This is a genomic window from Microcoleus sp. AT3-D2 (assembly GCF_036705715.1).
GTDB lineage: Bacteria > Cyanobacteriota > Cyanobacteriia > Cyanobacteriales > Microcoleaceae > Microcoleus.
Genome location: NZ_JAUBVE010000070.1, coordinates 16202 through 41578 on the forward strand (window position 1 = coordinate 16202; position 25377 = coordinate 41578).

Annotated in this window: 26 protein-coding genes; 15 read left to right on the forward strand and 11 right to left on the reverse strand. The window is 44.4% G+C overall.

All coding sequences use genetic code 11. From position 1 onward, the window contains the following. Positions 1-117 precede the first annotated feature (117 nt). From QUB44_RS23795 to QUB44_RS23820, 6 genes are all read left to right on the forward strand, one after another. Positions 118-318: a heavy-metal-associated domain-containing protein gene (locus QUB44_RS23795; protein ID WP_333371313.1), complete on the forward strand. Its 201-nt coding sequence runs from the start codon at positions 118-120 to the stop codon at positions 316-318. 45 nt (positions 319-363) lie between these two features. Then, a complete protein-coding gene (locus QUB44_RS23800; protein WP_333371315.1) occupies positions 364-2622 on the forward strand; it encodes a heavy metal translocating P-type ATPase in 2259 nt (752 codons plus the stop codon). Between the two features lie 259 nt (positions 2623-2881). Beyond that, entirely contained in the window at positions 2882-3859 is a 978-nt protein-coding gene (locus tag QUB44_RS23805) for a cupredoxin domain-containing protein (protein WP_333371317.1), read from the forward strand. A 178-nt stretch (positions 3860-4037) separates the two neighbouring features. Then, positions 4038-4451 carry a heavy metal-responsive transcriptional regulator gene (locus QUB44_RS23810; protein WP_333371319.1) on the forward strand — a complete coding sequence of 138 codons (414 nt, stop codon included), beginning with the start codon at positions 4038-4040 and terminating at the stop codon, positions 4449-4451. 344 nt (positions 4452-4795) lie between these two features. Further along, entirely contained in the window at positions 4796-4990 is a 195-nt protein-coding gene (locus tag QUB44_RS23815) for a heavy-metal-associated domain-containing protein (RefSeq protein WP_333371321.1), read from the forward strand. 197 nt (positions 4991-5187) lie between these two features. Beyond that, positions 5188-6162, forward strand: a complete 975-nt coding sequence (locus QUB44_RS23820; RefSeq protein WP_333371323.1) for a hypothetical protein — start codon at positions 5188-5190, stop codon at positions 6160-6162. A 133-nt stretch (positions 6163-6295) separates the two neighbouring features. Here the strand turns inward: QUB44_RS23820 and QUB44_RS23825 are convergent, their stop codons facing one another. Then, the gene (locus tag QUB44_RS23825; protein ID WP_333371325.1) at positions 6296-6505 is read right to left on the reverse strand and encodes a hypothetical protein; all 210 of its coding nucleotides are present in this window, start codon (positions 6503-6505) and stop codon (positions 6296-6298) included. A gap of 46 nt (positions 6506-6551) precedes the next feature. Between QUB44_RS23825 and QUB44_RS23830 the strand changes: the two genes are divergently transcribed. From QUB44_RS23830 to QUB44_RS23840, 3 genes are all read left to right on the forward strand, one after another. After that, positions 6552-6731, forward strand: a complete 180-nt coding sequence (locus QUB44_RS23830) for a hypothetical protein (RefSeq protein ID WP_333371327.1) — start codon at positions 6552-6554, stop codon at positions 6729-6731. Between the two features lie 391 nt (positions 6732-7122). After that, positions 7123-7839 carry a hypothetical protein gene (locus QUB44_RS23835; RefSeq protein WP_333371329.1) on the forward strand — a complete coding sequence of 239 codons (717 nt, stop codon included), beginning with the start codon at positions 7123-7125 and terminating at the stop codon, positions 7837-7839. Positions 7840-8136: 297 nt separating this feature from the next. Further along, complete coding sequence (locus tag QUB44_RS23840; RefSeq protein ID WP_333371331.1) at positions 8137-8355, forward strand: hypothetical protein; 219 nt, start codon at positions 8137-8139, stop codon at positions 8353-8355. 123 nt (positions 8356-8478) lie between these two features. Here QUB44_RS23840 and QUB44_RS23845 read toward each other — a convergent pair whose 3' ends face one another. The 6 genes from QUB44_RS23845 to QUB44_RS23870 form a co-directional block, all read right to left on the reverse strand. Beyond that, complete coding sequence (locus QUB44_RS23845; protein WP_333371333.1) at positions 8479-11904, reverse strand: DEAD/DEAH box helicase family protein; 3426 nt, start codon at positions 11902-11904, stop codon at positions 8479-8481. A 4-nt stretch (positions 11905-11908) separates the two neighbouring features. Next, positions 11909-12391, reverse strand: coding sequence for a hypothetical protein (locus tag QUB44_RS23850; protein ID WP_333371336.1), 483 nt, complete (start codon positions 12389-12391; stop codon positions 11909-11911). Then, positions 12384-13697: an AAA family ATPase gene (locus tag QUB44_RS23855; protein ID WP_333371339.1), complete on the reverse strand. Its 1314-nt coding sequence runs from the start codon at positions 13695-13697 to the stop codon at positions 12384-12386. The genes QUB44_RS23850 and QUB44_RS23855 overlap by 8 nt, the downstream gene beginning before the upstream one ends. Before the next feature lies 1 nt (position 13698). Next, on the reverse strand, positions 13699-14874 hold the full coding sequence (locus QUB44_RS23860) for a restriction endonuclease subunit S (RefSeq protein WP_333371341.1): 1176 nt from the start codon (positions 14872-14874) through the stop codon (positions 13699-13701). Beyond that, positions 14871-16409, reverse strand: coding sequence for a class I SAM-dependent DNA methyltransferase (locus QUB44_RS23865; protein ID WP_333371343.1), 1539 nt, complete (start codon positions 16407-16409; stop codon positions 14871-14873). Before QUB44_RS23865 ends, QUB44_RS23860 begins: the two co-directional genes overlap by 4 nt. Positions 16410-16651: 242 nt before the next feature. Next, the gene (locus QUB44_RS23870; RefSeq protein WP_333371345.1) at positions 16652-17077 is read right to left on the reverse strand and encodes a hypothetical protein; all 426 of its coding nucleotides are present in this window, start codon (positions 17075-17077) and stop codon (positions 16652-16654) included. A 210-nt stretch (positions 17078-17287) separates the two neighbouring features. Here QUB44_RS23870 and QUB44_RS23875 point away from each other — a divergent pair, with 210 nt between their 5' ends. Both QUB44_RS23875 and QUB44_RS23880 read left to right on the forward strand, forming a co-directional pair. Further along, complete coding sequence (locus tag QUB44_RS23875) at positions 17288-17431, forward strand: hypothetical protein (RefSeq protein WP_333371347.1); 144 nt, start codon at positions 17288-17290, stop codon at positions 17429-17431. Next, positions 17418-17648 (forward strand): hypothetical protein, encoded by a 231-nt coding sequence (locus QUB44_RS23880; protein ID WP_333371349.1) that lies wholly within the window; start codon positions 17418-17420, stop codon positions 17646-17648. Before QUB44_RS23875 ends, QUB44_RS23880 begins: the two co-directional genes overlap by 14 nt. A gap of 678 nt (positions 17649-18326) precedes the next feature. Here QUB44_RS23880 and QUB44_RS23885 read toward each other — a convergent pair. The 4 genes from QUB44_RS23885 to QUB44_RS23900 form a co-directional block, all read right to left on the reverse strand. Beyond that, on the reverse strand, positions 18327-20189 hold the full coding sequence (locus QUB44_RS23885; RefSeq protein ID WP_333371351.1) for an AAA family ATPase: 1863 nt from the start codon (positions 20187-20189) through the stop codon (positions 18327-18329). Further along, positions 20186-20668, reverse strand: coding sequence for an ABC-three component system middle component 2 (locus QUB44_RS23890; protein ID WP_333371352.1), 483 nt, complete (start codon positions 20666-20668; stop codon positions 20186-20188). The genes QUB44_RS23885 and QUB44_RS23890 overlap by 4 nt, the downstream gene beginning before the upstream one ends. Continuing rightward, a complete protein-coding gene (locus QUB44_RS23895; protein WP_333371354.1) occupies positions 20649-21773 on the reverse strand; it encodes an ABC-three component system protein in 1125 nt (374 codons plus the stop codon). The genes QUB44_RS23890 and QUB44_RS23895 overlap by 20 nt, the downstream gene beginning before the upstream one ends. Positions 21774-22037: 264 nt before the next feature. Then, positions 22038-22280: a hypothetical protein gene (locus QUB44_RS23900; RefSeq protein ID WP_333233857.1), complete on the reverse strand. Its 243-nt coding sequence runs from the start codon at positions 22278-22280 to the stop codon at positions 22038-22040. 16 nt (positions 22281-22296) lie between these two features. Here QUB44_RS23900 and QUB44_RS23905 point away from each other — a divergent pair, with 16 nt between their 5' ends. The 4 genes from QUB44_RS23905 (at position 22297) to QUB44_RS23920 (ending at position 25257) form a co-directional block, all read left to right on the forward strand. Then, complete coding sequence (locus QUB44_RS23905; protein WP_333371356.1) at positions 22297-22539, forward strand: hypothetical protein; 243 nt, start codon at positions 22297-22299, stop codon at positions 22537-22539. Between the two features lie 161 nt (positions 22540-22700). Beyond that, on the forward strand, positions 22701-23159 hold the full coding sequence (locus tag QUB44_RS23910; protein ID WP_333371358.1) for a competence protein CoiA family protein: 459 nt from the start codon (positions 22701-22703) through the stop codon (positions 23157-23159). 95 nt (positions 23160-23254) lie between these two features. After that, on the forward strand, positions 23255-23410 hold the full coding sequence (locus QUB44_RS23915; RefSeq protein ID WP_333050788.1) for a hypothetical protein: 156 nt from the start codon (positions 23255-23257) through the stop codon (positions 23408-23410). A gap of 272 nt (positions 23411-23682) precedes the next feature. Then, positions 23683-25257, forward strand: coding sequence for a reverse transcriptase domain-containing protein (locus QUB44_RS23920; protein WP_333371360.1), 1575 nt, complete (start codon positions 23683-23685; stop codon positions 25255-25257). Positions 25258-25377 lie beyond the last annotated feature (120 nt).

The following is a 25377-nucleotide window of genomic DNA, read 5'->3' on the forward strand; positions in this document are numbered from 1 at the left end:
GTTGATTTCTCCTTTTTAGAGGTTCTCAAAAATTTCTTTTCATTCCCCCTTGACACTCCAGTGGACTGGATACTGCAAGATAGGATTAACCCCTCAAAGGAAAGGAAAAATACAACCATGACACTACAGCTAAAAGTCCCTAACATGGCGTGTTCAGCTTGTGGCGAAACCATTACCAAAGCCATCAAGACAGTAGATGCCGCCGCAAATGTTCAGGCAGATCCCAAGACAAAACTGGTCAATATCCAAACTCAAGCATCTGAAGCCGCCATTACAGAGGCAATTACAGCGGCAGATTATCCCGTTACCTGTCACTAAAGATTTCTCAGACCCATATTAAGGATGAAAATAAGGAGGTTTTGTATGGAAAACGCGACTATGAAACTGCGAGGCATGAGTTGTGCCTCTTGTGCAAGTAACATCGAAGAGGCAATCCGCTCAGTTCCGGGAGTTGAGAAGTGCAATGTTAACTTTGGAGCTGAACAAGCCAGCGTTACATATAATCCCAGCCAAACTGATGTAGCAGCGATTCAGGATGCCGTGGATGCGGCTGGATATTCTGCTCTGCCGATGCAAGATAATGTACTTGCCCCAGAAGATGATGCAGAACGGCGGGCGCGGCAAAGTGAAAATCAGGACTTGACCCGCAAGGTGTGGGTTAGCGGTATTATCAGCGCCGTTATCGTGATTGGCTCGCTGCCTGCGATGACGGGATTGCCTATTCCCTTCATTCCCATGTGGCTGCACCATCCCTGGCTACAACTTGTACTCACTACTCCAGTATTGTTTTGGGCGGGTAGGTCTTTCTACATCAATGCCTGGAAAGCCTTGAAGCGTCATACGGCGACAATGGATACGCTAGTAGCGATCGGGACAGGGGCAGCTTACCTCTATTCTCTATTTCCCACCTTCTCTCCCCAGTGGTTTATCAGTCAGGGTCTTAAACCAGATGTGTACTTTGAAGCGGCATCTGTAATTATTGCATTGCTCTTGCTAGGACGACTGTTGGAAAACCGCGCTAAGGGACAAACCTCAGAAGCAATTCGTTCTCTTATGGGTTTGCAGGCAAAAACGGCGCGGGTAATTCGTAATGGACGAGAGGTGGACATTCCCATCGCTGAGGTAGTGTTGGGAGATGTCATTCTAGTTCGTCCGGGTGAAAAAATTCCCGTGGATGGCGAGATTATTGATGGCTCCTCAACGATTGATGAGGCAATGGTAACGGGTGAAAGTGTACCCGTGAAAAAGCAGCCTGGTGATGAAGTGATTGGAGCGACTATTAACAAGACTGGAAGCTTCAAATTCCGAGCCACACGAGTGGGTAAAGATACGTTTTTGGCGCAAATCGTTAAACTGGTGCAGCAAGCGCAAGGCTCCAAGGCACCGATTCAGCGATTAGCCGATCGCGTTACGGGATTGTTTGTCCCTGTTGTGATTGCCATTGCGATCGCTACCTTCGTCATCTGGTACAACATCATGGGCAACGTCACAATGGCATTGATTACCACCGTGGGCGTGCTGATTATTGCTTGTCCCTGTGCGCTTGGCTTAGCCACGCCAACCTCGATCATGGTGGGTACAGGTAAAGGGGCAGAAAACGGAATTTTGATTAAAGGTGCAGATAGTTTAGAACTGGCGCACAAATTGCAAACTGTTGTTTTAGACAAAACAGGCACGATTACCCAAGGTAAACCCACTGTAACGGACTTTATAACGGTTAATGGTACCGCCAATGGTAACGAGCTAAAACTTCTGCGCCTCGCTGCATCCGTCGAACGGAATTCAGAACATCCTCTGGCAGAAGCGGTGGTGCAATATGCCCAATCTCAAGGAGTGGAGTTGACGGATTCACGGGAGTTCGAGGCTCACGCAGGCAGTGGTGTGCAAGGGTATGTATCCAATGAATGGGTGCAAATTGGAACTCATCGTTGGATGAACGAATTGGGAATTGATACCAGTAGTTTGCAGCCACCGTGGGATCGATTGGAAGATCTCGGTAAGACGGTGATCTGGATTGCCGTAAATGGCAAAGTAGAAGGAATTATGGGCATTGCCGATGCCGTAAAACCATCTTCTGTTGTCGCAATTCGCACTTTACAAAAGATGGGATTAGAAGTGGTAATGCTAACAGGTGATAACCGTCGCACGGCAGAAGTCATAGCGTGGGAAGTCGGCATCAAACGAGTTATTGCAGAAGTTCGTCCCGATCAAAAAGTCGCTCAAATCGAAAATCTTCAGGCAGAGGGAAAAATTGTCGCAATGGTGGGGGATGGAATCAATGATGCACCTGCACTTGCTCAAGCTGACGTAGGCATGGCAATTGGCACAGGAACAGATGTCGCGATCGCAGCTAGCGATATCACTCTAATTTCTGGTGACTTACAAGGCATTGTTACTGCCATCCAACTGTCTCGCGCTACGATCCAAAACATCAAACAAAATCTGTTTTTTGCGTTTATTTACAACATCGCGGGAATACCGATCGCCGCCGGAATTCTTTTCCCGATTTTTGGATGGCTCCTCAATCCAATTATTGCCGGGGCAGCAATGGCATTTAGTTCCGTTTCTGTAGTAACAAATGCGTTGCGTCTCCGTAACTTTCGACCCAAAAATGTTGGCTAATTTGATTCTTGCTTAAGAGGGAATAATGATGGACAAGCAACTTGCATTTCTAGGAACATTAGCAGGATTTGGATTTCTGCTTGGAGTAATTTCCGGTTCAATTTTTGGAGTGTTAGCGTAGCCTATTTTTTCACTCTGATGAATGAAACATCGAACGATAGCGCGGGTTTCGTCAATCACAAAGGAAATTTACTAAATACCTTTGTTCAAAACCCGCTCTTACTCCCATAATCTTGTGTATTTTTTAGGAGGTTTTCAAATGAGCGGCAAAACAACAATTATCGGTACTATTGCTAGTCTCGGGGTTGTACTAGGAATGTTATCTGGTGAAGGAATAGCGCAAAATACCCATGAAACACACCCAACTCAAACACAGCAAAGAAGCCAGTTTCATCGCATTGAACAACCCTTAAGTAACAAGATTTTAGTTACTTTGGCTGGACTCGGATTAATTAGTTTAGAACTTTGGTGGTTTCTCCTTAGCAAACCCAAATCTCAGAAAGCAGTTACAGCCAGTGGAGGAATTCAAGAAGTAACCGTCACCGTTGATGGTGGCTATGAACCCAGCCGCGTTGTTGTGCAAGCTGGACAACCCGTGCGTCTTAACTTTCACCGCCAAGATCCTAGCAGTTGTTTGGAACAAGTCTTAATTCCAGATTTTCATATTGCAGCAGATTTGCATCTGAATCAAGTAACCTCTGTTGAATTCACACCTAAAAAAGCTGGCAGTTATGTCTTTAGCTGTGGCATGAATATGTTTCGAGGCGAAATTATCGCCACCGAAGACCAACAACTTGCATCAACGGGGTTCGAGGAACCTCAAACAGTAACAGAATCCCAGTTCAATTCATCCATGTCAACACATCAGCCTGAAACAATAATTGACGCTGAAGCTATGCAAATCAATCCAACTGTTGACCAGGGCATCCAGAAAGTGACTATCATGGTTAACAAAGGCTACACGCCTAATCATCTGGTAGTTAAAGCAGGTAAACCCGTTCAACTCAACTTTTTACGCGAAAATCCCAGTGCTTGTTTAGCGAAAGTGCTGATTCCCGATTTTGGCATTGCTACCGATTTGTCTTTGAATCAAGTAACAACCATTGAATTCACTCCCGAAGACGTAGGAAACCACACTTTTAGTTGTGGCATGAATATGTTTCGCGGTACCATAGAAGTGCAAGCCGCTAACGTCTCTGACCCAGATGAAATGGCTGCTCAGGCCTTAAATAACTGACCGTCAACCAAGTGCGATCGCTCGAATGGTTTGTCCAAACGCCTACTGCTACCCAAAGTTGCGACATTCAGGCGATCGCCACTCTGTCATTCAAAAAAATGTCTAGCCCCTCTTGACTCTCCACTCGACTGGATAGTTTATCATAAGCTTAGAGTTGGATTCAGTAGAGGAAATGAGTATGTTAGTTCAAGAAAAGCAAAAACTCATTGGTTTAGTTGCGAAAGAAAGCGGCGTACCGATCAAAACCATTCGCTACTATGAGGAACTGGGTTTAATCAAGGCATCAGGCAGAACCGAAGGGAAATATAGATTATTTAATTCTGATATTTTGACTCGGCTAAGCTTTATTAAACGCGCCCAAACTTTGGGATTAAGTTTAGCCGAGATTCAAGAATTATTGACGGTTCACGATGGGGGAGAGTTGCCTTGTGAACACATCAAAGTCCAGTTGCAAGATAAACTGCTCGCTATCGATCTACAAATTCAGCAACTATTTATCCTCAAACTAGAGTTGGAAGGATTACTTTCAGGTTCGCCCACCTTACTAGAAAAAGTTGATTCCATCATTTGTCCTCTGATTCAAAAAAAGTAAATTCTTCTATAACTTAATTGTTTCGATCGGTGTGTCAACGGAGGTTATAGAAGTTGACACACTGGTTTTTTATCAAAAAATAATATCGCTCAAGACAACGGCCCCATACACTGATTAAGGCAAGTCCAACAGTTATGGTCAAGAAAAAATCAGGGTTTATATATTTTCTGCCTGCCTACTTATATGTCGATTTATTCTGAAAAAAATTGTCAAAAATTTTTCGCTACCCCCTTGACTCTCCAGTCGAATAGAGAATTTAAGCTGTTATTAGGTTGAGTAAGTTCACGATTGATTTACTCAACAAAGTTTACCCATTAATCACCATCGATTAGAAATTGAAAACTATGGTACTGCAACTCACTGTTCCTAAACTGGCTTGTTCTGCTTGCGTGAATGCTATCACCGAAGTTATTCAAACGCTTGATTCTACTGCCTCGGTTCAAGCTAATCCAAAAACCAAACTTGTCAGCATAGAAACTCAAGCCTCCGAAACAGCAATCAAAGAAGCAATAGCTGCGGCTGGCTATCCATCCGTGTAAACCTTTTAGTTTTTTTCCTGCCAGCGGTTAGCTTTGGCTAGCCGCCAATCCTAAATATTCATCTTAACGGTGGAGTTTATCAGTAGTTTTTAGGATTCATTTACAAGAATTCCCTTAACTAAAAACTCCAAACGAGAACAGCAAAGTCTGAACCCCTGATAAATCGACAACCTCAAGTTTACTAACTGGAAAAAACAATGAAGCCATTTTTAACTGCAATTGCTATTACTTCAACTCTCATCCTAGTTCAAGGTTGCTTCTCACCCTCAAGCACAAAATCTGGCGAAACATCAACTTCTTCTGCCTCACAAGTGGCACATACCAGTTCTCACGAGGGTCATGTAATGGATAATTCCCAAACATCAGGAGCTAATAAAAATCTTCATGAGGGTCATAATATGGAGGATTCCAAAACCCATGACGCTGGAGAGCAACATCATGATGGTGGTCATTCGGGATATTCAGATGCCGAACCTGCGAATGCTATCGCTAAGCTGACAGTTTCCTCCAATATCGCGCCCAAAACTCTCGTACCTTTGGTAATTGAAGTCCAAAACAAAGAGGGAAAGTCTATTGCTGATTTTGATAAATTCCAAGAACAATTAATGCACCTGATTGTCGTTAGCGATGATCTACAATATTTCAATCATATTCACCCCACCTATAAAGGAAATGGACGCTTTGAAGTTCAAACTGATTTTCCTGACTCAGGTGGTTACACGCTGTTCAGCGATTACAAACCAGCCAAAAAATCAGAAGAAGTTTCTGTCTTAAAAATGCAAGTTCCGGGTCAAGCTTTAGCTCGGTCAAAAGTTGACATGGCTACCACCAAAACTTTGGGAAATACTAAGGCTAACCTCACGTTTTCTCAACCTCAAATAAAAGCAGGACAAGGAATTAACTTAATTTTCAATTTGCAAGATGCTAGTAGCAACCAACCGCTGAAGGATTTACAGCCCTATTTAGGCGAAAGAGGACACTTAGTTATCCTCAAGCAGTCATCACCGTTGACAAAAGCCGACTATATTCATGCTCATGCCTTGAAAGATACTCCAGCAGGAGAGGTTCACTTTATGACCAGTTTCCCCCAACCAGGAAAATATAAGCTTTGGGGGCAGTTCAATCGTAATGGTCAAATTGTCACGGCTGATTTTTGGGTAAACGTTGAATAGTTATACTCGCATTTTTCCTTTCTGAAGCAGAGAAACAGATTTTTGTTTCAAATGCTTGATTTCTAAACATTTTGCTATCAGCTAACTACTGGTGGCTGATAGCAAAACTCCTTGGCGATAAATCATGAGTAAACTATGGAATCATCTGAATTACAACCTTCTTCAAACACCAATCTACAAATCCATTCAGAGTCTCCTTCTTGTCGGCGATCGTCCCCTTGGTTATTGCTCGTGTTGCTCCTTGTGGGCGGTGGAGGAATTGGACTGTGGCGTGTTTTTGCTCCCACTCAGGAAAAGTGGCAGGGTGGGGGTGAACTTGGACGTACACTTTTTTAGACTGCACTACTAAAAATCCCGTTTTTGTTAGTTTTAGCAACGGCGGTGGATAGGTGGATAACACGCTAAAATTGTGGGATTTGACAACTGGTACAGAATTTAAAACCTTGACGGGTCATACTGCCTACATCAATGCGATCGCAATTACCTGGACGGGAAAATGGCTATTTCCGCGCCGTTACGACAACACCCTAAAAGTCTGGGATGAGAGAAAGTGGGGAGGCGCTCGCTAGTTTCATCGGAGATGGTGCCTTATTTTGCTGCACCGTTGGGTCCGATGGAGTCACAATTGTAGCTGGTGAAGCATCGGAACGACTGCATTTCTCACGCTTGGAAAATATAGAAGAACTCTAAAGTGTGAATCGGGCGATATTTATTTTAAGGGCAAGTTTGACAATCTTAGGGGTCGCAGGCTTAACAAACCCTCAATCTTCATCTGAAAATTCTCGCGGGTTGGGTCGAACGCAGCGATCGCCCCATCAGGAAAATTCTCCCTCAAACTTCCTTCGATCGAAATACGGACACCAAAATTCTACGACTTCTAACAACATAAGCAGGGATAATGAAAATAGTTCAAGATATCCTAAGAAGCTTACCCGGTACAGATAAACATAAAAATGTGATATGAACGTTTCGGAAGACTTGAATGGGGCATGGAAAGATGTTTGGAATGTCTTGGAACCAGATAAATCTTGGTTGACCGATGCAGCTAAATGCGATTGCATCCAGAAAAAACTTTCCTATTTTAATTCCCAACACGGCAACAGCCCAGCACATATCGACCAATTTATTAAAGCTTTATCTAGAGGAACCGCTCTAGTTCAAGCAGCGAGCGAATGGCAAAATCCTGCCATCGGTCAAAGCGAAACCCGCAGCGTCAAGGATAAGCTGCGGGGACATCAGTGGAGGCTGGTAATCGCCTATACCGGTTTTGAGATTGCATCTAAAGCTTTAATGATGGACAAGTGGGACAGGCAAGTTGAGAAGGGGATGTATGAAAGATTTCTGGAAAAATGCGTCCTGCCCGACTACGAACCAATAGAGTCGCCTAGAGGTAAACCAAAGCTTGAAAAATGGCTGAATAAGGAAGAGGGGGCATTAGCCACATTCTTGGGAGTAACTTCAGGAGATAAGAAAGCGATCAATCGGTGGCTGGTTCAATCCCAATCTGTAGATTCCTGGTGCGAGGCATACAAACTGGCGAAAGCTCTCAGAAATGCTTCGGCTCACGGATTCTTACTGCCAACTAAGATCCATGACTGGGGGATCAAGAACGGATTTCTTAGACTGACCGACGATTTGGCAAAGATTGTGATATCTGGACTAAGCAAACTTGCCTAAACTATGTTCGGAGAATTATGGGGTTTGCATCTTTGCCGACGAGGTATTGACTTTTAGCAGCGATTCAGCATATCATTGACCTAATGAAATGCAACGGGTCTGAAAGGCGCAATTTTTCGAGACTGTTGCATTTCTTTGTTTTTGAAGCATTCGCAATAAATCGAAAGCGATGCCGGAGTCGGGGGTTGAACCATCGCGCTCCTTTGATCGGGCACCATCGCCTAGAGTTTTTTAGCGTTCCCCGGCAATTGCGATTAGAGGCGTACCGATTTCATACCTAACCGACAAGTTCGTTCGATGAAACAAAGCGCAAAATTCCAGAAAGGGCAGAGAGTTGGTGTTTACAACTCCCAAGGGTCGCGACAGATTTATGAAGTAGATGAGGTTACTTGTTCTGGGTCAACTTGGACGTATACTTTTTTAGAATGCGATACTAAAAATCCGGTGGGTGTTGGTTTTAGCAACGGCGGTTATTCTCGATACTGGCAAGAAGAACGCTGGCTGTCTTCGGTTTAAACAGCCAAGGGCGGGGAAAAATGCCAGTCTGCGTGTTCCTCAGCACAAAAAACCAGTTCACTGCCATCATAATTGTGCTTCAGCCAAGATTATTTGTAACGCCCCAGGTTTAACTGCTATGCCTTATGCAGCAGCCCGTGTAGAAACTTCTTCAAGAATAGAAAATAATTCATCTACCTGAGTCGAGGTAAATAATCCGTCTGGCCCCTGTGGCGTAATGTCGGTAAATGGGGATTCATAGAGGATTGCTGCATCCATTGCGCCATGCTCGGTTAAATAATCCACAATCATACTCACAAATTCAATCTGATTGGAGTTAAGATTTTTACCCGATATAAACCTAGCTAATTCCTGCTTAGCTACCTCTCGATCGAGTCCTACTAAGGAACGGACGAATAAGCCTAACCCATGCGACTCTTCTTTTGCACGGTCTATATCCTCCTCTACGCCTAATTTGTTTTCTAGCAATATCTTCTCTAATTCCGATAAATCTGATGGAGTGAGCTGTTTGTTAGTTCGCAGCTTAAAGATAACCACATTATCTTGATGCGATCGCAAAAAAGCCCTTGCTTTAGCACGGAACTTCTCAAAGTTATCTAATGCTGTAAAACCAGGCAACTCAACTATTATCTCATCCCCCATTACATCCTCAAAATCGGTGTAAATAGGTTGGCGTTTTTGTTTCTCAATCAGCTTGATTAATCCCCGCAGGCGTTTGCGTAACACCTCCAGCATTGGTAATGTCACATCTTGCCACCACTCATCGGTTTGTACATCCTGAATCAGCGATAACTGTTCTTGCACGAAGGGAATGGCAGATTTATCCTCTAGCAGTCCTGCAAGTGACTTCACCTGTTCTTGTAAACGCTTAAACGTAGAGTCAGAGCGCAGAATTGCTAATTGTAACTTCAGCATCAGAACATCAAATCTTTTTATTTCTTCGGTTTCTGTTTCCAATTGGGAAGGCAAGCCAGCTACTTCTTGACTAAGCTCAAGAAAATCATCGATCGATAGTGACGCCCATGCTGCGGAATTAGCATATTTCTCTACGAATCGTTGTTTAGGTCGCACTATGAAGTTTTCAGGATTCATAGCCGCCACTTCTGTATTGAGTAAATTGGCTAGTTCCTGGCGCAATTCAGCATCGGTCTTGGGTTCTTTAGAAGTAACTTGATACTCTTGAAGCTTGCTCAAGTTTGCTTGATTAATTGGTTGATCTTCAGGTATTCTTTTATCTAGCTCTCCGATTAACTCTAATCGAGCGGTAAACAATTGCTGACCCAATGATTTAGTTATTGGTGCATTAACAGTCGCTGAGTTTTGTTGAAAAAACTCTAAATTTTGGCAATAATCAAACAGGTAAAAATATTCTTTATCTTGCCCTAATCCAAATAAGTCAGGACATAGCCTCGTACCTCGTCCTATCATCTGCCAGAACTTAGTTTTGGAGCGAACAATTTTGAACAGCACCAGATTAACTACCTCTGGCACGTCAATCCCTGTGTCGAGCATATCCACTGAGATTGCGATATGAGGTTCTTTATCTTTTTGGGAAAAGTTATCAATCAGGCTTTGAGCATAGGAGGTTTTGAAGGTAATGACGCGGGCAAATTCACCCTTAAAGTGTGGGTAATTGGCGTTGAACCGTTCAGCAATAAACTCTGCATGATCTTGGTTTTTAGCGAAAATAATGGTTTTGCCGAGCCGATCGCCCCCAGCAACCTTTAACCCCCTAGTCATCAGATGCTCTAGCACCTTATCCACGGTATCTTTATTGAATAACCACTTGTTGACTGCTTCTGCTTCTACGCGCTCAGGGGCATTGCCTTCGTCATCCCATTCAAGCGCATCCCATTCTTCTCTTTCGGATTCAGAGAGTTCACCATAATTAATGCCTTGTCGCTGAAACTTAAGCGGTACTGATACTGCTTTAAGCGGGACTAGATAACCATCCTTTACGGCATCTTCAAGCGAGTAAGCATCGGTAGGTACGCCATTTTCTAAGTCAAAAAGCCCGTAAGTGTTGCGGTCAATTTCATCCTTTGGTGTAGCGGTTAGCCCTAGCAGGACAGAATCAAAGTAGTTGAAAATTGTGCGGTATTTCTGAAAAACAGATCGGTGAGCTTCATCAATAATAATTAGGTCAAAATGCCCGACGCCAAAACGACGCTGACCGTCACGGGTATCATTAATTAATCCCATCATGGTTGGATAGGTGCAAGCAAATACCCGTCCTTCAGTATCTTTTTCTGTGACTAAGTTGACTGGCGCGGCATCGGGGAGATGTTTCTTAAATACATTGATTGCCTGATTTACCAAAGCTACACGATCCGCTAGAAAGAGAACACGTTTAGCCCAGTTACAACGCATCAGCAGATCGACCAAGGCGATCGCGGTTCGGGTTTTGCCTGCACCAGTCGCCATAACTATCAGGGCTTTGCGGTCTTTATCAGTCTCTAAGGCTTCGGTAATGTGACGGATGGCACGAGTTTGATAATAGCGTTCGGCAATGGTGGGGTTAATTGTGCCTGCAGCTAAAGATTTACGGGTAGCTCGGCGCTGTATAAGTAATTGTAATTCAGTTTTTTTATAAAATCCTTGCACCTGTCGCGGTGGGTAATTAGTATCATCCCACAGCCAATGCTCGTAACCGTTAGAGTAGAAAATAACTGGACGCTGATTAAATTGGTTTTCTAGGCAATCGGCATATAGCTTAGCCTGTTGTTGCCCGATGCGGGGGTCGTTTCGGGTGCGCTTGGCTTCTACGACTGCCAAAGGTTTACCATCATCGCCCCAGAGGACGTAATCAACAAAACCTTGACCTGATGAATTGGGCATCCCTGTAACCGGAAACTCCCGATCGCGTTGTTGATCTAAGTTCCATCCGGCTTCTTTTAACAAAAGGTCTATAAAAATATCGCGGGTTTGTGCTTCAGAATAATCGTGGGTATCTGGCTGGATGACACTGGCTTTCTTGACTGCTGCCAATTCTGCCCGTAGTTGTTTCAGTTCTTCATCAAGTGCATTCTTGTCTGCTAGAACTGTTGAGAGCTTTTCATCGCGATCGCGTAGTTGAGTTTCTAGTTTTTGAAGTTGTTCAATGGTTTGCTTAGGAACTGGTGCAGTCTTGGGCAATGCGTCAGAGTTGAAGGTAAGCCCCGCATTTGGTTTGCTGCGTCCATAGGTGTGGGCTAACCAATATGTAACATGAAACAACTCTCGTACAGCATTTATAGCATCATTAACAGGGATAGGTCTGGCGCTATGGACGGCCGGATTTCCTAGTTTGATAATGACTCTTGCTTTGTTAAATATTGCTTCACCTACTAAGTTTTTAAAAGTAGGTTCGTGAATTAAGGCGCTTAGATTATCTTGATAAGGCAGTTCTAGAGAATTATCGTACTTATATAACCAATTTACGGTTAACTCCAAAGTTCGACGGGCATAAAAGCAGGCAGTACGAGGGTCGGGATGTACTGCATCAACTGCTTTCTTGGCGGATTCATAAATTGTAGGGAATTCAGCTTGGAGGAAAGCAAACTGGCTCATATATTTATGTAGGCTTATAGTGATAGTTCTGTAAATCGCTGTCTAGTGACCAGATAAAAACTTCACTGTCGGAGAACTTATTACAGGCATTACGATATTCCTGAATGATGCTGAGATCACCAAAGCTTGTTCCTTGTTGTTTCTTAGGAGCTTTATTTTTGCCAGCTTCGTCGGGAAACTGGTCAATCCACTTCAATATCTCTGCTGTACTCGGGAATGGAGTAGGCCTCCAGGGAGCTATGCCTGCGAAGGCTGCTTTAACTTGTTCAACAAAACGTATGGCGGTTTTCCTTCGTAGTGTGCCGTTCCCGTTTTGGGCAATGTGGTTGCCTGTTTCGAGTATGGTTGCCATCGGCAACAGAAAAGTACAACCAAGTTGAGAATACGTCTCAAAATCTTCGAGAACGGATGCTCTATGCTGATTACAGTTGGGAACGTTGAGTATTTCGAGGAATATGCTGGTATCAATCAGACAAATACTACTCATTGCCGTACTCCTGTAACCGAGACAGCCATGCCATAGCTTGCTGTTTTCTCTCTTCAGGGGTGTGCGGCGATTTGACGAATCGATCGACTACCCCAGCAGTTACCAGTTGACCGAGTGGCCCCTGAGATATCAGACTAGGAAAATCGTACATCTCCCCAAGCCGTACCAGGCGGCTATCTCCTTCCTCTGGATTGCGGTAACAAAACACTACATCACCCAGAGCAGCGTCGGGTAAGGCATCCATTAATGCGGGATTGTGAGTTGAAAGCAACACTCGTAGTTTACGTCGCTCCGCAATATCTCGGATGCTGGCGAGTAAATGCTTGGCGCGGTTGGGATGAACGCCGTTGTCGATTTCCTCGATGACAACTAAACTGCCTTCGGTAGCCGATAGCATAGCAGCCGCGATCGCTAACACCCGCAAGGTGCCATCGGATAATAATGCGGCCTCACAATAACGGCGGGTATTGCCAAAGGTTTCTGCTAGTTGCACCATCACTTCATCCCGCGGGCCGACAAGGAAATCTAGCCCATCTATAGCCTGTTCTGGTAGACTCTGGATAAAGTTGAGAATTGCCTGTTGATTTTCGGCTTGGTTCTCCCACAGGCGATACAGGACGCTGGAAAGATTAGTACCATCTTCTTGTAATCGCTTATCAGACTTGAAGCTGTACTCGCGCATTCTGGCGGGAACGGGATCTAGAAACAGGATGTTCTTTAAAACTCGTTGATATTCGCGGACGCTCTCAGGAATTATCTTTTGGGATTTGGGATACTTTGCATCAAAATGGGCAGGGGTGTCTAATTGTACGAATATAGCCATCTGATCGCTGCACGTTACTCGTGGCTTGTTCTTCCCCCTTGTAAAGTTGTTATATGCCACACCAACATCAGTCCCTACTCCTTGAGAAGGCTGATCTAGGTCATATAGCGGGACTTGGCTTGTCGAGCCAACGATTCGCTCACTACTGATGTGCAGTTCTCCGTCACGCACATTCAGGGTTATATCGAGTTGGTTCCAATCTGGGTAGTCTAAACGGCAACCAATGGTAAAATTTGACTCTCCCCGATGGCACAAGTCATTTACTCGACCGCGTACAACGCGCTCTGCACTATTCACCGCATATTGAATGCTGGAAAGTTTTTGTTCTTGTGCTAGCCATGACAGAAAGCGCAAACCTTCAAGGGCGTTACTTTTACCTGCGGCATTGGCTCCGATTAGTACGGTCAGCGGCCCAAGAGGCAATCGGCTTGTGCTGTAACTTTTGAAGTTAGCGAGGGTAAATTCTGTCAGCATGGCGTTCATGTTATAACTCTCCTCGGAATGCACGGTGTTGAAGGGAACCAAAGAGGGCATCGAGTTCGGACAGTGAGGCGCGGTGAGCCGTTTTGAGTTTTTCTACGGCTTCAACGCGGCGGGCAAATTCTTTCTGAAGTGGGAGAGGTGGTTGAGCAATGTTAATGGTCTGTACTTCAGTTGCGTTAATGTTGGCCATTCCGATGATGCTTTTACACATTCCCCGAAGGACGCGCTTAGAGTAATCTGTGTTAAGAAATGCCGAAAGATATTCAGGATCGTTTTCTTTATTCACACGTAGACGAACCAGATAACCAGCAAAAGCCATTGGGTTACTAATATTACGAATAATAGCCGTTTTTCCTACAAGTTCAGCACTATTTGTTCGATTAAATAGCACATCTCCAGAGCGGACAAGATAACGTTCTTTTTGGCGGTCAGCTAAATCCATATACTTTAGATCGGTCAAGTCTATCTCACCAGTTCGAGTAATGTTATTCATCCGCAAGACTGGAAATTCTCCTTCAGAACTAGATTTCTCGCTTGTTCCATAAGATGCAGATTCGAGTAAGTCTTTAATCTTACGAAGTGTAAATCCCTTTGGATTTGTAACTGGATCACCGAACATTTCTATAAAAATGGCTTGGGTGAGGCTGTCGAGTTGTGCGATCGCCTCCCGACGTTTAGACCTGAGTTCTTCCGCGCGATCGAGTATCTGTGCAATCCGTTTCTGTTCTTCTAAGGGAGGTAGGAGGATTTTTGTTGCACGAATTATTTGTTGGCTAATGTTGGGTTGCGCTCCTCCAACACTTCTTGATATGAATTCAGGCAGCTTTTGTTGCAAGGCATGAAAAACATATCTCGAATCAGCTTTATCTTTTTCTGGAATAAGATAACAAACAGCCTGATTTGTTGTGGCATTAATACCTAGTATCCCAACTCGACCAACATTGGCTCCGTACATTGCTACAAGAACAGATCCCTTTGGTGCAATTTTTAATGATGTTTCTGCTAAGGCTTCTTCAGTTACCCTTTCCTCTGTTTCGGTAATAATTGATTCACGTAGTTCACCAGACTTTACCCAAGGAATACTGCCATTAAAATAGCGCTCATATTTATTTCGGGATGGAGTTGTCCCACTACCTGTTTTACAGAATGCGCTTATTGGCAAACATAGTATTTTCATCCCATCATCCCCTCCAAATCCTTCATCCCCTGCTGAATCTCAACCTCTAACTTTACCAAATTAGCGAGGATCTCTTTAGGTGCGCGATGTTCCACCTCTTCATGCACCACTTCCTTATAACGATTCAGGCTGAGGTCATACCCCTGAGAAGCAATATCAGCCTTTGGTACACAAAAACTCTGAGCCGTGCGCGATCGCTCTTGTTCCGTAGTATTTCGCAGTTGCCAACGAGCCAACACATCCGGTAGATTATTCTTAGTATGTTCCTCTACTGTTAGCATCCCAGTAGGCACAGCACCCAATTTATCTTCAGAAAGTAAAGGCGTTCTTTTATCGTCCAAACTCCAGCCGTCAGCATTCACATTGTAGAACCAAACAAAATCAGTTCCACCAGAGTTAGTTTTAGTAAATAGTAAAATCGCAGTAGAAACACCCGCATAAGGCTTAAATACACCACCTGGCAGAGATATCACAGCATCCAGCTTCTGCTCCTCCACCAACAAGCGTCGCAATTCCTTATGAGCCTTAGAAGAACCAAAAAGCACCCCATCCGGCACAATCACCGCTGCCCGTCCCCCAGGCTTCAGCAATCTCAAAAACAAAGCCAAAAATAGTAATTCAGTCTTCTTCGTTTTGACGATCGCCTGCAAGTCCTTAGCCGTATTCTCATAATCCAACGAACCAGCAAAGGGTGGATTAGCGAGGACAAGACTATAAGATTCTGCATCACTAGAATGTTCCTGTGCCAGCGAATCCTGATAGCGCACATCCGGGTTTTCTACCCCATGCAAAAGCATATTCATACTGCCAATCCGCAGCATAGTATTGTCAAAGTCGAACCCGTGAAACATCTGATGGTGGAAATGTTGCTTCATCTTGGTATCGCGCAGAATTTCTGGGTGATGCGATCGCAGATATTCATTAGCAGCCACCAGAAAACCGCAAGTTCCACTAGCTGGATCGCAAATCACATCGCCTGGGCTGGGTGCAGTCAGTTCCACCATCAACTGAATAACGTGGCGCGGTGTGCGAAACTGTCCGTTTTGTCCAGCGGAGGCAATCTTGCCCAACATATATTCATAAAGGTCGCCTTTAGTGTCCCTGTCTTCCATCGGTACACCATCCAGCAAATCCACCACCTTAGAAAGCAGGGCCGGTGTCGGAATTGTGAAGCGGGCATCCTTCATGTGGTGCGCGTATGTCGAACCATCGCCTCCCAAAGTCCGCAGGAAAGGGAAAACATGATCGTTAACGACCTCAAACATCTCCTTCGGTGCAAAATTCTTGAACCTCGACCAACGCAAATCCTCATAGGAGCGTTTTTTGATATCTTCCCCTTCTGGGAAAATCCGGCGTTCCATTGGGCGCTTGAGCCGGTTAGCTTTGTTTTCTTCCAGAGTATGTAAATCGTCGAGACGACGCAGAAACAGCAAATAAGTAATCTGCTCGATGACTTCGAGGGGATTGGAGATACCACCAGACCAGAAGGCATCCCAGATTTTATCTATTTGACTTTTGATTTCCCCAGATATCATATTGCGCTTTCTTGTCCCATAGATAATTCTAAAAATTAGGGCGATTATCAGTTTAGCTTGGATATGGTTTTGCTGGAAATATGCAGCCAAAATCTATCTGCTGCTTGTACTTCAATTAAAATCTTTGCGATCGATCGAAGGCTTCGCTCGTCTATGCAAGTAATATTTGCAGGGGAAAGTTCCGACTAAAACTGACCGCCTTCGGAATTACGATCGTTCACCAGCCAGCACTTGCCTCATCATCACTCAACCGCATTAGACAAACTCTCAAACCACCATACTAAGGTACGGACATGATCGAGCGCTGAAGCTAAGCGATCGCCATCGCCCATCCAATCGCCATACTCCCCATGCTCGCCCGCCCCCCACACAATGATGTACTCTAGCCCCGGATCAATCTGCACGCCAAACCCACCGCTAGAGAAGTTAAATATTGCGTAGAGGTGGTCTGGCTGAACAGACCATCGCAAGAAAACGACGTTTGTCGCCAATGTTGGGAATTCCTTGAACATTTCAGCGAAGAAGCGTTGACTGAATTCAGGAGTGTCGGCTAAAGCGATGTCTTGTGGCTGGCTATACCACAGGCCCTGTGTCTCACGGCCACAGCGAGGATCGTGTTCTGGAAACTTGTCCATATCTCGTAACTGTAGGGGAAAAAGAAACCCCATCTCGAATGTGTTTGGCTGATACTAGACAGACGCTAGCTGATAAAGTAGCTGACCTCAAGGCATCTTAGGCAAGTACGATTGAGCAAGCAAAAGCAGAGTTGAGCGCAGATCTGTGGGAAATAGTCGGCGCTCGTGATGGCAACGATAAATCACGAGCCGTAGGAGTGGAGAGCGGCCCAGAAGCAAGTCGCCGATCGGGAAAAGGAGCTTTTGCAATTGCACGACCGGAACGGCGACTTGGGACTGGAGGTGTACAATCTTACCGAACAGCTTGCGATCGTTGCAGGCGTGAGCAAAGAACTAGGGCGGCTCAAGCAAGAGTTGAGAGATAAAATGGCTGATGTTCACGCCTGAAGGGCGGGCGATCGAACTCTCCGGCAGTACGCTAGCAGCGAGAACGCCCGCGAGCGATGCTAAAGCCAATTTAACTGAAGCTAATAGCAAATTGTTCCAGCAGTTGGAAAAAAACCGGGAACTGGTAAGGGAAATCGCCGAACTGCGATCGCAGCCTGCCAGTGTGGATGTGTCAGAATCGGCAACTTTGCTCGCGCCAGTTGAAAGACCGACGTAAGAAATGTAAGACGGACTGGGCAGATGTGGAGACAATTTTAAAAATTTTGAGCGGTGATGGCGATCGATAGAATGTATAGCTCATTATGCAGCGGTGACACGCCCCAAAAAAGCCGTCTGCACTTAGGTTGGGGGCTTTTGTGTTAGGGCTAGCGGTTAATCAAGCCGATAATCTTTGCCTTAGTGCCATATCTCTTCCCTAAAATCTTCAATGTGTCATCTGTGCGATCGAAGCCCCTTATACTGAGTTTCGGCATCTCGGTTTGCCGTAGGGTCTTACTCCAAAGTAGCCTGGAAGGGTTACAAGAAATGCAACCTTCTGTTTTGACCAAGAGGATGAAGTTGAAACCGATTAGGTTCTGTGGGGCGTGTTATCCCCAGTCGCCTTGTCATAAGATTGAGTGGCAGTTTAAGGGGATGCAGGGGTGCGATGGCGTTCCGCCCCGTAAGCTACGGCATCAATTAAGGTTGCGATCGGAATGTCCCCACTGTGTAGCGAGGTTTAAGATTCCAGCATTGTGGGTTGATGGGTGGTGTCCGAGGTGTTTTATGGGGTGTAGGGAGATGCAGAAAAAGCAAAAGAGAGTTTAAATATCTTAACCTTAGTTAATTTTTCTTTTAACCTCTCTTTTCACTTTTATTGTGTAAGGCTTTTTCTCTGAATTATCGAACAAAGCTACTAAACATGAGGAAATAACCCATAGCGTCCCGAATCAGGATTTTTTGTAAAGTGTGTAAAGGTAATCCTGTTTTTAAGATCATCTGGGGGATGCTCATTCTCAATGATGGTTATTTGGCTGTCACTATGGTTGTCAGCCAAATAATTATAAAACCGCACCTTGAGATCCGAACCCTGTAGGCTGTCTTCCTCACTTTCTGGCTTGTAGTATGCCAAAAGAGGTGAATCTAACACAACAAAACCTGGATGTGATAGATTCCTCTCCTTACAAAATTCCATAAGACCGATGGTCATTGCCGCATGGGTAATAGCTCTGAGTCCCTTGCCGCTGCTAGTACGGGGTTGCCCACCTATGACAATATCTTTAATATCCTCGGAAAAATGTACTCGATTGGAGTCAGGAAAATCCCAGGATTGGAGCAGATGTTGAACTTTTTGGGCAAATAAATCAAGTAATGAGGTTGAAAGACTAACCGGCGGAATGACAACCTTGATTGGTTTTTCAGTCTCCGCCAGAAACTCAACTCTCTTATCTCGTAGTTGCTCAACCCTATTGAATGTATCAATAGCACGTTGTATATCACCAGACTGTTTTACAATCTCACTGAAAATATTTTGAGCATCCCTAATAGGAGAGCTAATTTCTTGTATTTCCTGATTGAGTATCTGGAATTCAGGGTTGAGCCGCTCCCGTTGTGCTGTCAGTTCCTCAACTTCATCTCTGAGATCCTCGGCGGTTTGGTCGAGTTCCCTTAAAAGTTTCTCTACTTTAGCAATTTCAGCAGTTGCAGCATAAACTACACTCGCAACGTCACCGTCACAGATTACACTTTGATGCTGCTCGTCAGGAAGAGATCCGCAAAGAGGACATGGGGTTCTCTCTAAGTGGACAAAAAGAGACCCAGACTCTTCAATTGCAGCAAGACGCTCAATATCTATTTGGTAATGCTCTTTCAGAAGTTCAAAACGTGATAAAAGACTAGCAATTTCGTTGATCCTCGTAGAAAAGCCTTCTAGTCGCTCCATGATCGCACGACGGCGAATTATTCGGTCATTCAATTCGCGTTCTGATCTATTTAGTATCTCTTCTTGCGCTTCGGATTGCGCTTTTAGTTGCGATAGCTGAACTTCAGCTTCAGTACGATTAATACCAAACTGGTGGATCTCAGTTTCCAACTCTTGAATAAGCTCGTTTATTAATTCAACTTTAGCAATATTATTCTGCCGAGTAGATTCTTGGGCATTCTGGATTTGAGCCTGTCCTACCAACGCACTATCGTCTACACCAGTAAGTAGTAACTTGAAGACTGAATAATCTACTGTTTTGCTGATGTTCTGTCCAGATAGAAACGGCGACAATCGTTTTGTTATATCACTTTCTTGAACTACGACTAATTTAACAAGATTACGAAAGCTAAGGCTTACTGTCTCTCCCTTTTGGTTTTTTCGGACACGCTGATCCGTGATTTCTATAGTGGATAAAAGATAACTTGAAAGTGTATCTTTCTTTCCCCCTACGTGTTTTTGGCCAAGAATATGTGGTTGTACATTAGGATTACCTAACAGCCAATCTCCCTCAAATTTGCGAAAATCTCCCCCGTCCGTACTTCTTTCAAGCGTGAAAACTTCGCCATCAGTTGGTTCTAAAACTAGCCTTGCCCGATCATATCCATCACGCTCAGGAATATGCCTTAGAGGATCTTGAGCTCCGAGAAGAAAGTCAATCGCCTCTACAATAAACGATTTTCCAGTGTCCGATGCACCGCATATAACATTCAAGCCAGTTTGAAATTCTAAGAAAGCAGGATCTTTATACGGGCCGCTGAACGAAATTCCGCGCAATTGAAGAGGATTCCAGGTCATATTCCTTGTCCTCCTGCGCGATCAACTGAATGAAACTGTGTAGACCACTCCCTGAAAAAACGACGCTCTAACGCTTGCAATTCTTCAATAGTTGATTCACCGAATGTTTCAGCTACCCACTCTGCACGCTCTTTCAGCTTCAAGATATATTGAGAATTCATCATCGAGAGAAATGCACTAGCACTTTCCGATGCAATGTATTGAAAGCCGTCTGAGGATGAAACTAAACGCTCTACAAGCTGACGGCTCATCATCAAAAAAATGCCACGCTCTATCAGACCACGGCGCACACTTAGTTCACCCAAACGTAGCGGAAGTGGTGCGTGTAGGCTGTCTGGGCCTTCAACATCACCCGAATGTAAAACTAGATAGTCAAAATAGACCAGGTGTTGGAGATCAAGTGATCTAGGAAATACTGCCGTCAAAATTGCAAGTGTTCTGATGCCCGTCTCAAGTGGACTATTGAATGGTGATGTCATCTTGCACCTCCCCATTCTTATGCACCCAAACTAGCTTGTACTCATTTGCAAGTTGATGACAAATGCCTTGTCTATCTTGCACCTGAACAACACTTGCAAGTGGGTTTGATGAAATCGAAATATTTGCAGATTGGGTAACGGTTGCTCGCATACGAGCTAATCCATCTGTATGAGCATTATTGCAAATATCAATTACTCCGTGAAAGACCTCTTTCTGTAAACTGTTGAATGTACCATCGGGAACAGTATCACGGGCAAAATTGCGTAGAGATTCCGCGTGATAAAAACGTTCCCTTTGTAGTAAACAATCTTGATTCAGAGATGAAGGAATCTCTGAAATATCATTTATAGTTATTCCCTTATGCTCGCTATAAGCGTCGAATAATTGCTGAATATAGCCGCTCTCTTCGGCATGATGCTCTTGTGGTGGTGGTGTAACTTCAGGTCTAGGAGGCAAACCGCCACCAAATCTCACGGAATGATAGCGTGTTTTAGCGTGGCTATCTATGAGTTCCAATACAGATTTTTCGGAAAAAATTGAGAAGTCGAACTCGTTAAACCAATCGAGTAACTTGCCCTCTAACGGAATGCTAACAGTTGTAGTTATTTTATCTTGACAATTATCTTTCCACTTAGCCTCAGCCTGCTCTTTCAGTTTTTCGGGATTCCCAAGCAACTTTTGTAAAGTTGTGCCTACCCCTTTGGGTGCAACAAAGTAGTATTTGCGTGGTGGTGGATATTCTCCTTCGTAAGAGTAGTAAATGATCTTTCCAATTTCGACCCAGATGTCACCAGGACACAGAGGATTATTGTACCGCTTGCATTGGTAATTATCCCAACCCCCACCCCACATTGTATCAGTTGTAAATCCAACTATATCGATCCCTTGGTCACCAGATCCTCCAAACCTTCGGACACGAGCATAGGAGTCTGTCAACGAGATTGCCCATTCCTCTGTAAATGACTCCCATTCTTCGGGGGAGAAGCTAGCGACACGACATGGTTTAGGAATAGGAATACCATTGAAGACATGATCTGCTGATGGATACACTTTAGGCACCCCCGGACATACGGTTATTGGTTTCATGTCTTCGTCAGCAATCAAGATTTTATACTCCAATGACTAATTTTTTTGTTGGGTAAATTTAATTTAATAATTAAGTTTACCACGCAATATATTCATCTGTAAATTATCCATAACTAAGATATTTTAAGGAAAATAAAGTTAATAAGAAAATTTTTCTTATTACAGTTGATAAATTACATTTAACCACATAGGAATAACAGGTTTACCTTGTTCCAAAGATGCGATCACACTCCAGAGCAAATTCTATCAGTTGGAGCGATCGCACTTTACCCCTCCACTCTCTCACGCAACCGCCCATAAATCACATCTCACATCTAACCACACCGGTACTACAAACTTACCCTCAGCCCAAGCTGCTACTACTTTTCCCACATCGAACTCTACCAGCTTAGAATCTCCTGCCTGCGACTCCTTGACAAAAATTAACCGGTTTGGCTCCCGATCGCTCAAAAGCCCCGGATACTTCTCCTGGAGAGTTTTTAGAACTTCTCTAGCCACCTCAAACGTAAAACCACTGACAGCCAATACTCTATCGTCGCCAATGCCGCAAAATCCTCGACTTGATGGCAGGCAAAAACAAGCTCTAATCAACGAATTACTGATCCAAGCCAGTAAAAACATTCAAAACATAGAGTCAAGCATTTCGGTAACGGCTTGTTGGTCGCAGCCCCGTTGTTTCATCTCAAAGCATTACCCCACAGCAGCCGCAGCAAAGCATAATCGTGCTTACCCCAACAAATTTGTGCGATCGCGCTGTATGACAGTCAGCGAAGGAACGGGCTAATTTTGTCCAGTCCCGTCTAGAACCAAGTAGCGGATAGAGCATGAATTGCCCGCAGTGCCGTTAGCGAGAGAGCAACTGTCACAATACCTATCAGACTCGGACTGAAGAAATTCCCGATTGGTGACGAGCAATTTTAGATTTTAGATTTTAGATTTTAGATTTTGGATGCAAGGATTAAAGTCACGCATCAAGAGCATCGAGTGCCGATCGCTTTCTTTCCCCCGGCAGAAGCCCTAACCCCTGGATTTGTTAGAATCGTTGGTCATGTGGAGCAGGTGCATCTACAAAACCTGCTTTTAGGAGAATTGTTGACAATGTGGCTTAAATTTGGTGTTGCTCCCAACGGTAACTTGGCGAGCATAGATGAAGTGGCGCGCGGAAAAACTCAGCTAACTTGCCTCTACTGCGGTGGCGGATTGACAGCGAAAAAGGGCTCGGTGAAAGAACATCACTTCGCACACAGTGAAAAAACTTGCAAGTTCGTCAGCCAGCGGATTAAAACCAAAGCTTTCCCCGCGCTGCCCCTCTACGATAATTTCACAATCCAGCTTAAGGGTGAGGAATTAGAACAGTTGAAGGTGCTGTGGAAGTGCGATTCGTTGATTAGTGAATCTCGGTAATCAATCCGTAAATAACTAATCCAGTGAAACTTGACCCCTAGGTTGAGCACTGAACTCTCAGATTGATGAAGGTGCAAGTCCTTCCCGCAAGATTCATGCGTGACTCCTTATCTGCTCACACCGACCAAGCTCAATTCTTGGAGAGTGAAGCTGGGAACAGGGCACAATCAGACGGCTGTTATGGGCTGACACTGGTGCTAACAGGGAGTTCCTACGGTGAAACCGAGCCTAAAAAAGTAACTTACACCTAGGCAGGGCATAACTTAAAAAACCCTGACCTCATCAGAGCTAAAGCCCGACGCATCATTTCCACAATAGCGTCCAGAATCTTGGGTTTCTGATAGTTAAATTGGCTACACCTAATGGAACAATCAATCATCTGAGGGAACGAATAAAAACGACTTGAGAGTCATGGGTACGTCGATTTCCATGTAGGTAAGATGAGATACGGAACTCTCTCAAGACGGGTAGGATGCGAAGTAATTTTCGCAAGGTATTCAGAAAACACTCAACAGAGCAGAGCATGATTAGACACAGTAGTAATACCAGTGAATCTTGGAAGAATCTACCGTGGAAGAAGTTCCGCAAAGATTTATTTCGCCTACAAAAGAGAGTGTTCAAAGCGGTTCAAGCAGGAAACAAGCGGAAAGCGCAGTCTCTGCAAAGACTTATTCTGAAATCCAAAGCTGCTAGATTCCTAGCAATTCGACAAGTAACACAGCTAAACGCTGGCAAGAAAACAGCAGGTGTTGACGGTGTAAAATCTCTCGGCTTTACAGGACGTTTCGACCTAGAAACAATACTCAAAGAGTCGGCAGGTAATTGGCATCATCAAGGACTACGGGAAATCCCAATCCCAAAAAAGGACGGGACAACCAGAATGCTAAAAATCCCAACTATCGCGGATAGAGCTTGGCAATGCCTCGCTAAATACGCTTTAGAACCAGCACACGAAGCAACATTCCATGCTTACAGCTACGGGTTCAGAGCCGGACGCTCCGCGCACGATGCACAGAAAATCCTGTTCAACAATCTAAGAAGCTACTGTAATGGAATGGAAAAACGAGTGATAGAACTCGACATAGAAAAATGCTTCGACAGGATTAGTCACACCACCATAATGGACAACTTGATTGCGCCCAAAGGTATCAAGCTCGGAATCTTCCGATGTCTAAAAACTGGGGTCAACCCCGATTTCCCGGAACAAGGAACTCCTCAAGGCGGCGTGGTGAGTCCCCTATTAGCCAACATCGCTCTTAACGGGATTGAAAGTATTCACAGATACCATAAGGATGGATTTAGAATAACCGACAAAACCCCAGCGTCAAACATTGTCGAAACATCAATCCGTTATGCGGATGATATGGTGATAATGCTCAGACCTCAAGACGATGCAGTCAAAATACTTGCCGAAATTGATAGTTTTTTAGCAGCAAGAGGAATGATGGTAAGTGCTAAGAAGACCAAGATTACCGCTACGACAGATGGATTTGACTTTCTCGGCTGGCACTTCAAAGTGTTAAGCGACGGAAGATTTAAAAGCTACCCCTCAGTGGATAACTTTAAAAAGTTCCGTTTGAAGGTAAAGAACATCGTTAATTGCTCGAATTATGGTTCTCAGGTAAAAGCCGAAAAGCTAGCACCAATAGTTAGAGGATGGAGAAATTACCATAGGTTCTGTGATATGTCAGGGTCAAGGTTTTCACTTTGGTTCTTAAATCACAGAACACACACGGTATTTAACAAGGAAGCCAAAAATACCAGAGAATCAAGCGTTAAGCTTGTTAAGAAGGCATTTCCAACAGTTCCTTACTCCGAAAACAAACACATCAACGTCAAAGGGGATAAATCGCCCTACGATGGAGATTTAACCTACTGGAGCGAACGCAATAGTAAGTTATACGATGATTTGACCTCTAAAGCCCTTAAAAAGCAAAGCCATTCATGCGGTCACTGTGGAATGAAGTTTATGAGCGATGAGCGAGTAAATCTGCATCACATCGACGAGAATCATGATAACTGGAAACCTAAAAATCTTCTAGCAATGCACGAATCCTGTCATGACTATTCACACATGAGCAAAAGGGTCACTCCCTAAGAATATCGGGAGCTGGATGCACGGAAACGGGCACGTCCAGTTCGTGCGGTTCGTTTCTATGAAACTAGCCTGTATGGGTTAGGGGATTAGAGCCTTTACGCCGCCTTGGGTGCAAGCCCT

Coding starts and splice junctions, on each gene's coding strand:
- QUB44_RS23820 (WP_333371323.1), top strand. CDS start 5,188: ATGAAGCCATTTTTAACTGCAATTGCTATTACTTCAACTCTCATCCTA.
- QUB44_RS23840 (WP_333371331.1), top strand. CDS start 8,137: ATGAAACAAAGCGCAAAATTCCAGAAAGGGCAGAGAGTTGGTGTTTAC.
- QUB44_RS23835 (WP_333371329.1), top strand. CDS start 7,123: ATGAACGTTTCGGAAGACTTGAATGGGGCATGGAAAGATGTTTGGAAT.
- QUB44_RS23880 (WP_333371349.1), top strand. CDS start 17,418: ATGTTCACGCCTGAAGGGCGGGCGATCGAACTCTCCGGCAGTACGCTA.
- QUB44_RS23815 (WP_333371321.1), top strand. CDS start 4,796: ATGGTACTGCAACTCACTGTTCCTAAACTGGCTTGTTCTGCTTGCGTG.
- QUB44_RS23870 (WP_333371345.1), bottom strand. CDS start 17,077: ATGGGGTTTCTTTTTCCCCTACAGTTACGAGATATGGACAAGTTTCCA.
- QUB44_RS23810 (WP_333371319.1), top strand. CDS start 4,038: ATGTTAGTTCAAGAAAAGCAAAAACTCATTGGTTTAGTTGCGAAAGAA.
- QUB44_RS23865 (WP_333371343.1), bottom strand. CDS start 16,409: ATGATATCTGGGGAAATCAAAAGTCAAATAGATAAAATCTGGGATGCC.
- QUB44_RS23905 (WP_333371356.1), top strand. CDS start 22,297: ATGCCGCAAAATCCTCGACTTGATGGCAGGCAAAAACAAGCTCTAATC.
- QUB44_RS23860 (WP_333371341.1), bottom strand. CDS start 14,874: ATGAAAATACTATGTTTGCCAATAAGCGCATTCTGTAAAACAGGTAGT.
- QUB44_RS23800 (WP_333371315.1), top strand. CDS start 364: ATGGAAAACGCGACTATGAAACTGCGAGGCATGAGTTGTGCCTCTTGT.
- QUB44_RS23885 (WP_333371351.1), bottom strand. CDS start 20,189: ATGACCTGGAATCCTCTTCAATTGCGCGGAATTTCGTTCAGCGGCCCG.
- QUB44_RS23920 (WP_333371360.1), top strand. CDS start 23,683: ATGATTAGACACAGTAGTAATACCAGTGAATCTTGGAAGAATCTACCG.
- QUB44_RS23855 (WP_333371339.1), bottom strand. CDS start 13,697: ATGAACGCCATGCTGACAGAATTTACCCTCGCTAACTTCAAAAGTTAC.
- QUB44_RS23805 (WP_333371317.1), top strand. CDS start 2,882: ATGAGCGGCAAAACAACAATTATCGGTACTATTGCTAGTCTCGGGGTT.
- QUB44_RS23890 (WP_333371352.1), bottom strand. CDS start 20,668: ATGACATCACCATTCAATAGTCCACTTGAGACGGGCATCAGAACACTT.
- QUB44_RS23915 (WP_333050788.1), top strand. CDS start 23,255: ATGCGTGACTCCTTATCTGCTCACACCGACCAAGCTCAATTCTTGGAG.
- QUB44_RS23845 (WP_333371333.1), bottom strand. CDS start 11,904: ATGAGCCAGTTTGCTTTCCTCCAAGCTGAATTCCCTACAATTTATGAA.
- QUB44_RS23795 (WP_333371313.1), top strand. CDS start 118: ATGACACTACAGCTAAAAGTCCCTAACATGGCGTGTTCAGCTTGTGGC.
- QUB44_RS23850 (WP_333371336.1), bottom strand. CDS start 12,391: ATGAGTAGTATTTGTCTGATTGATACCAGCATATTCCTCGAAATACTC.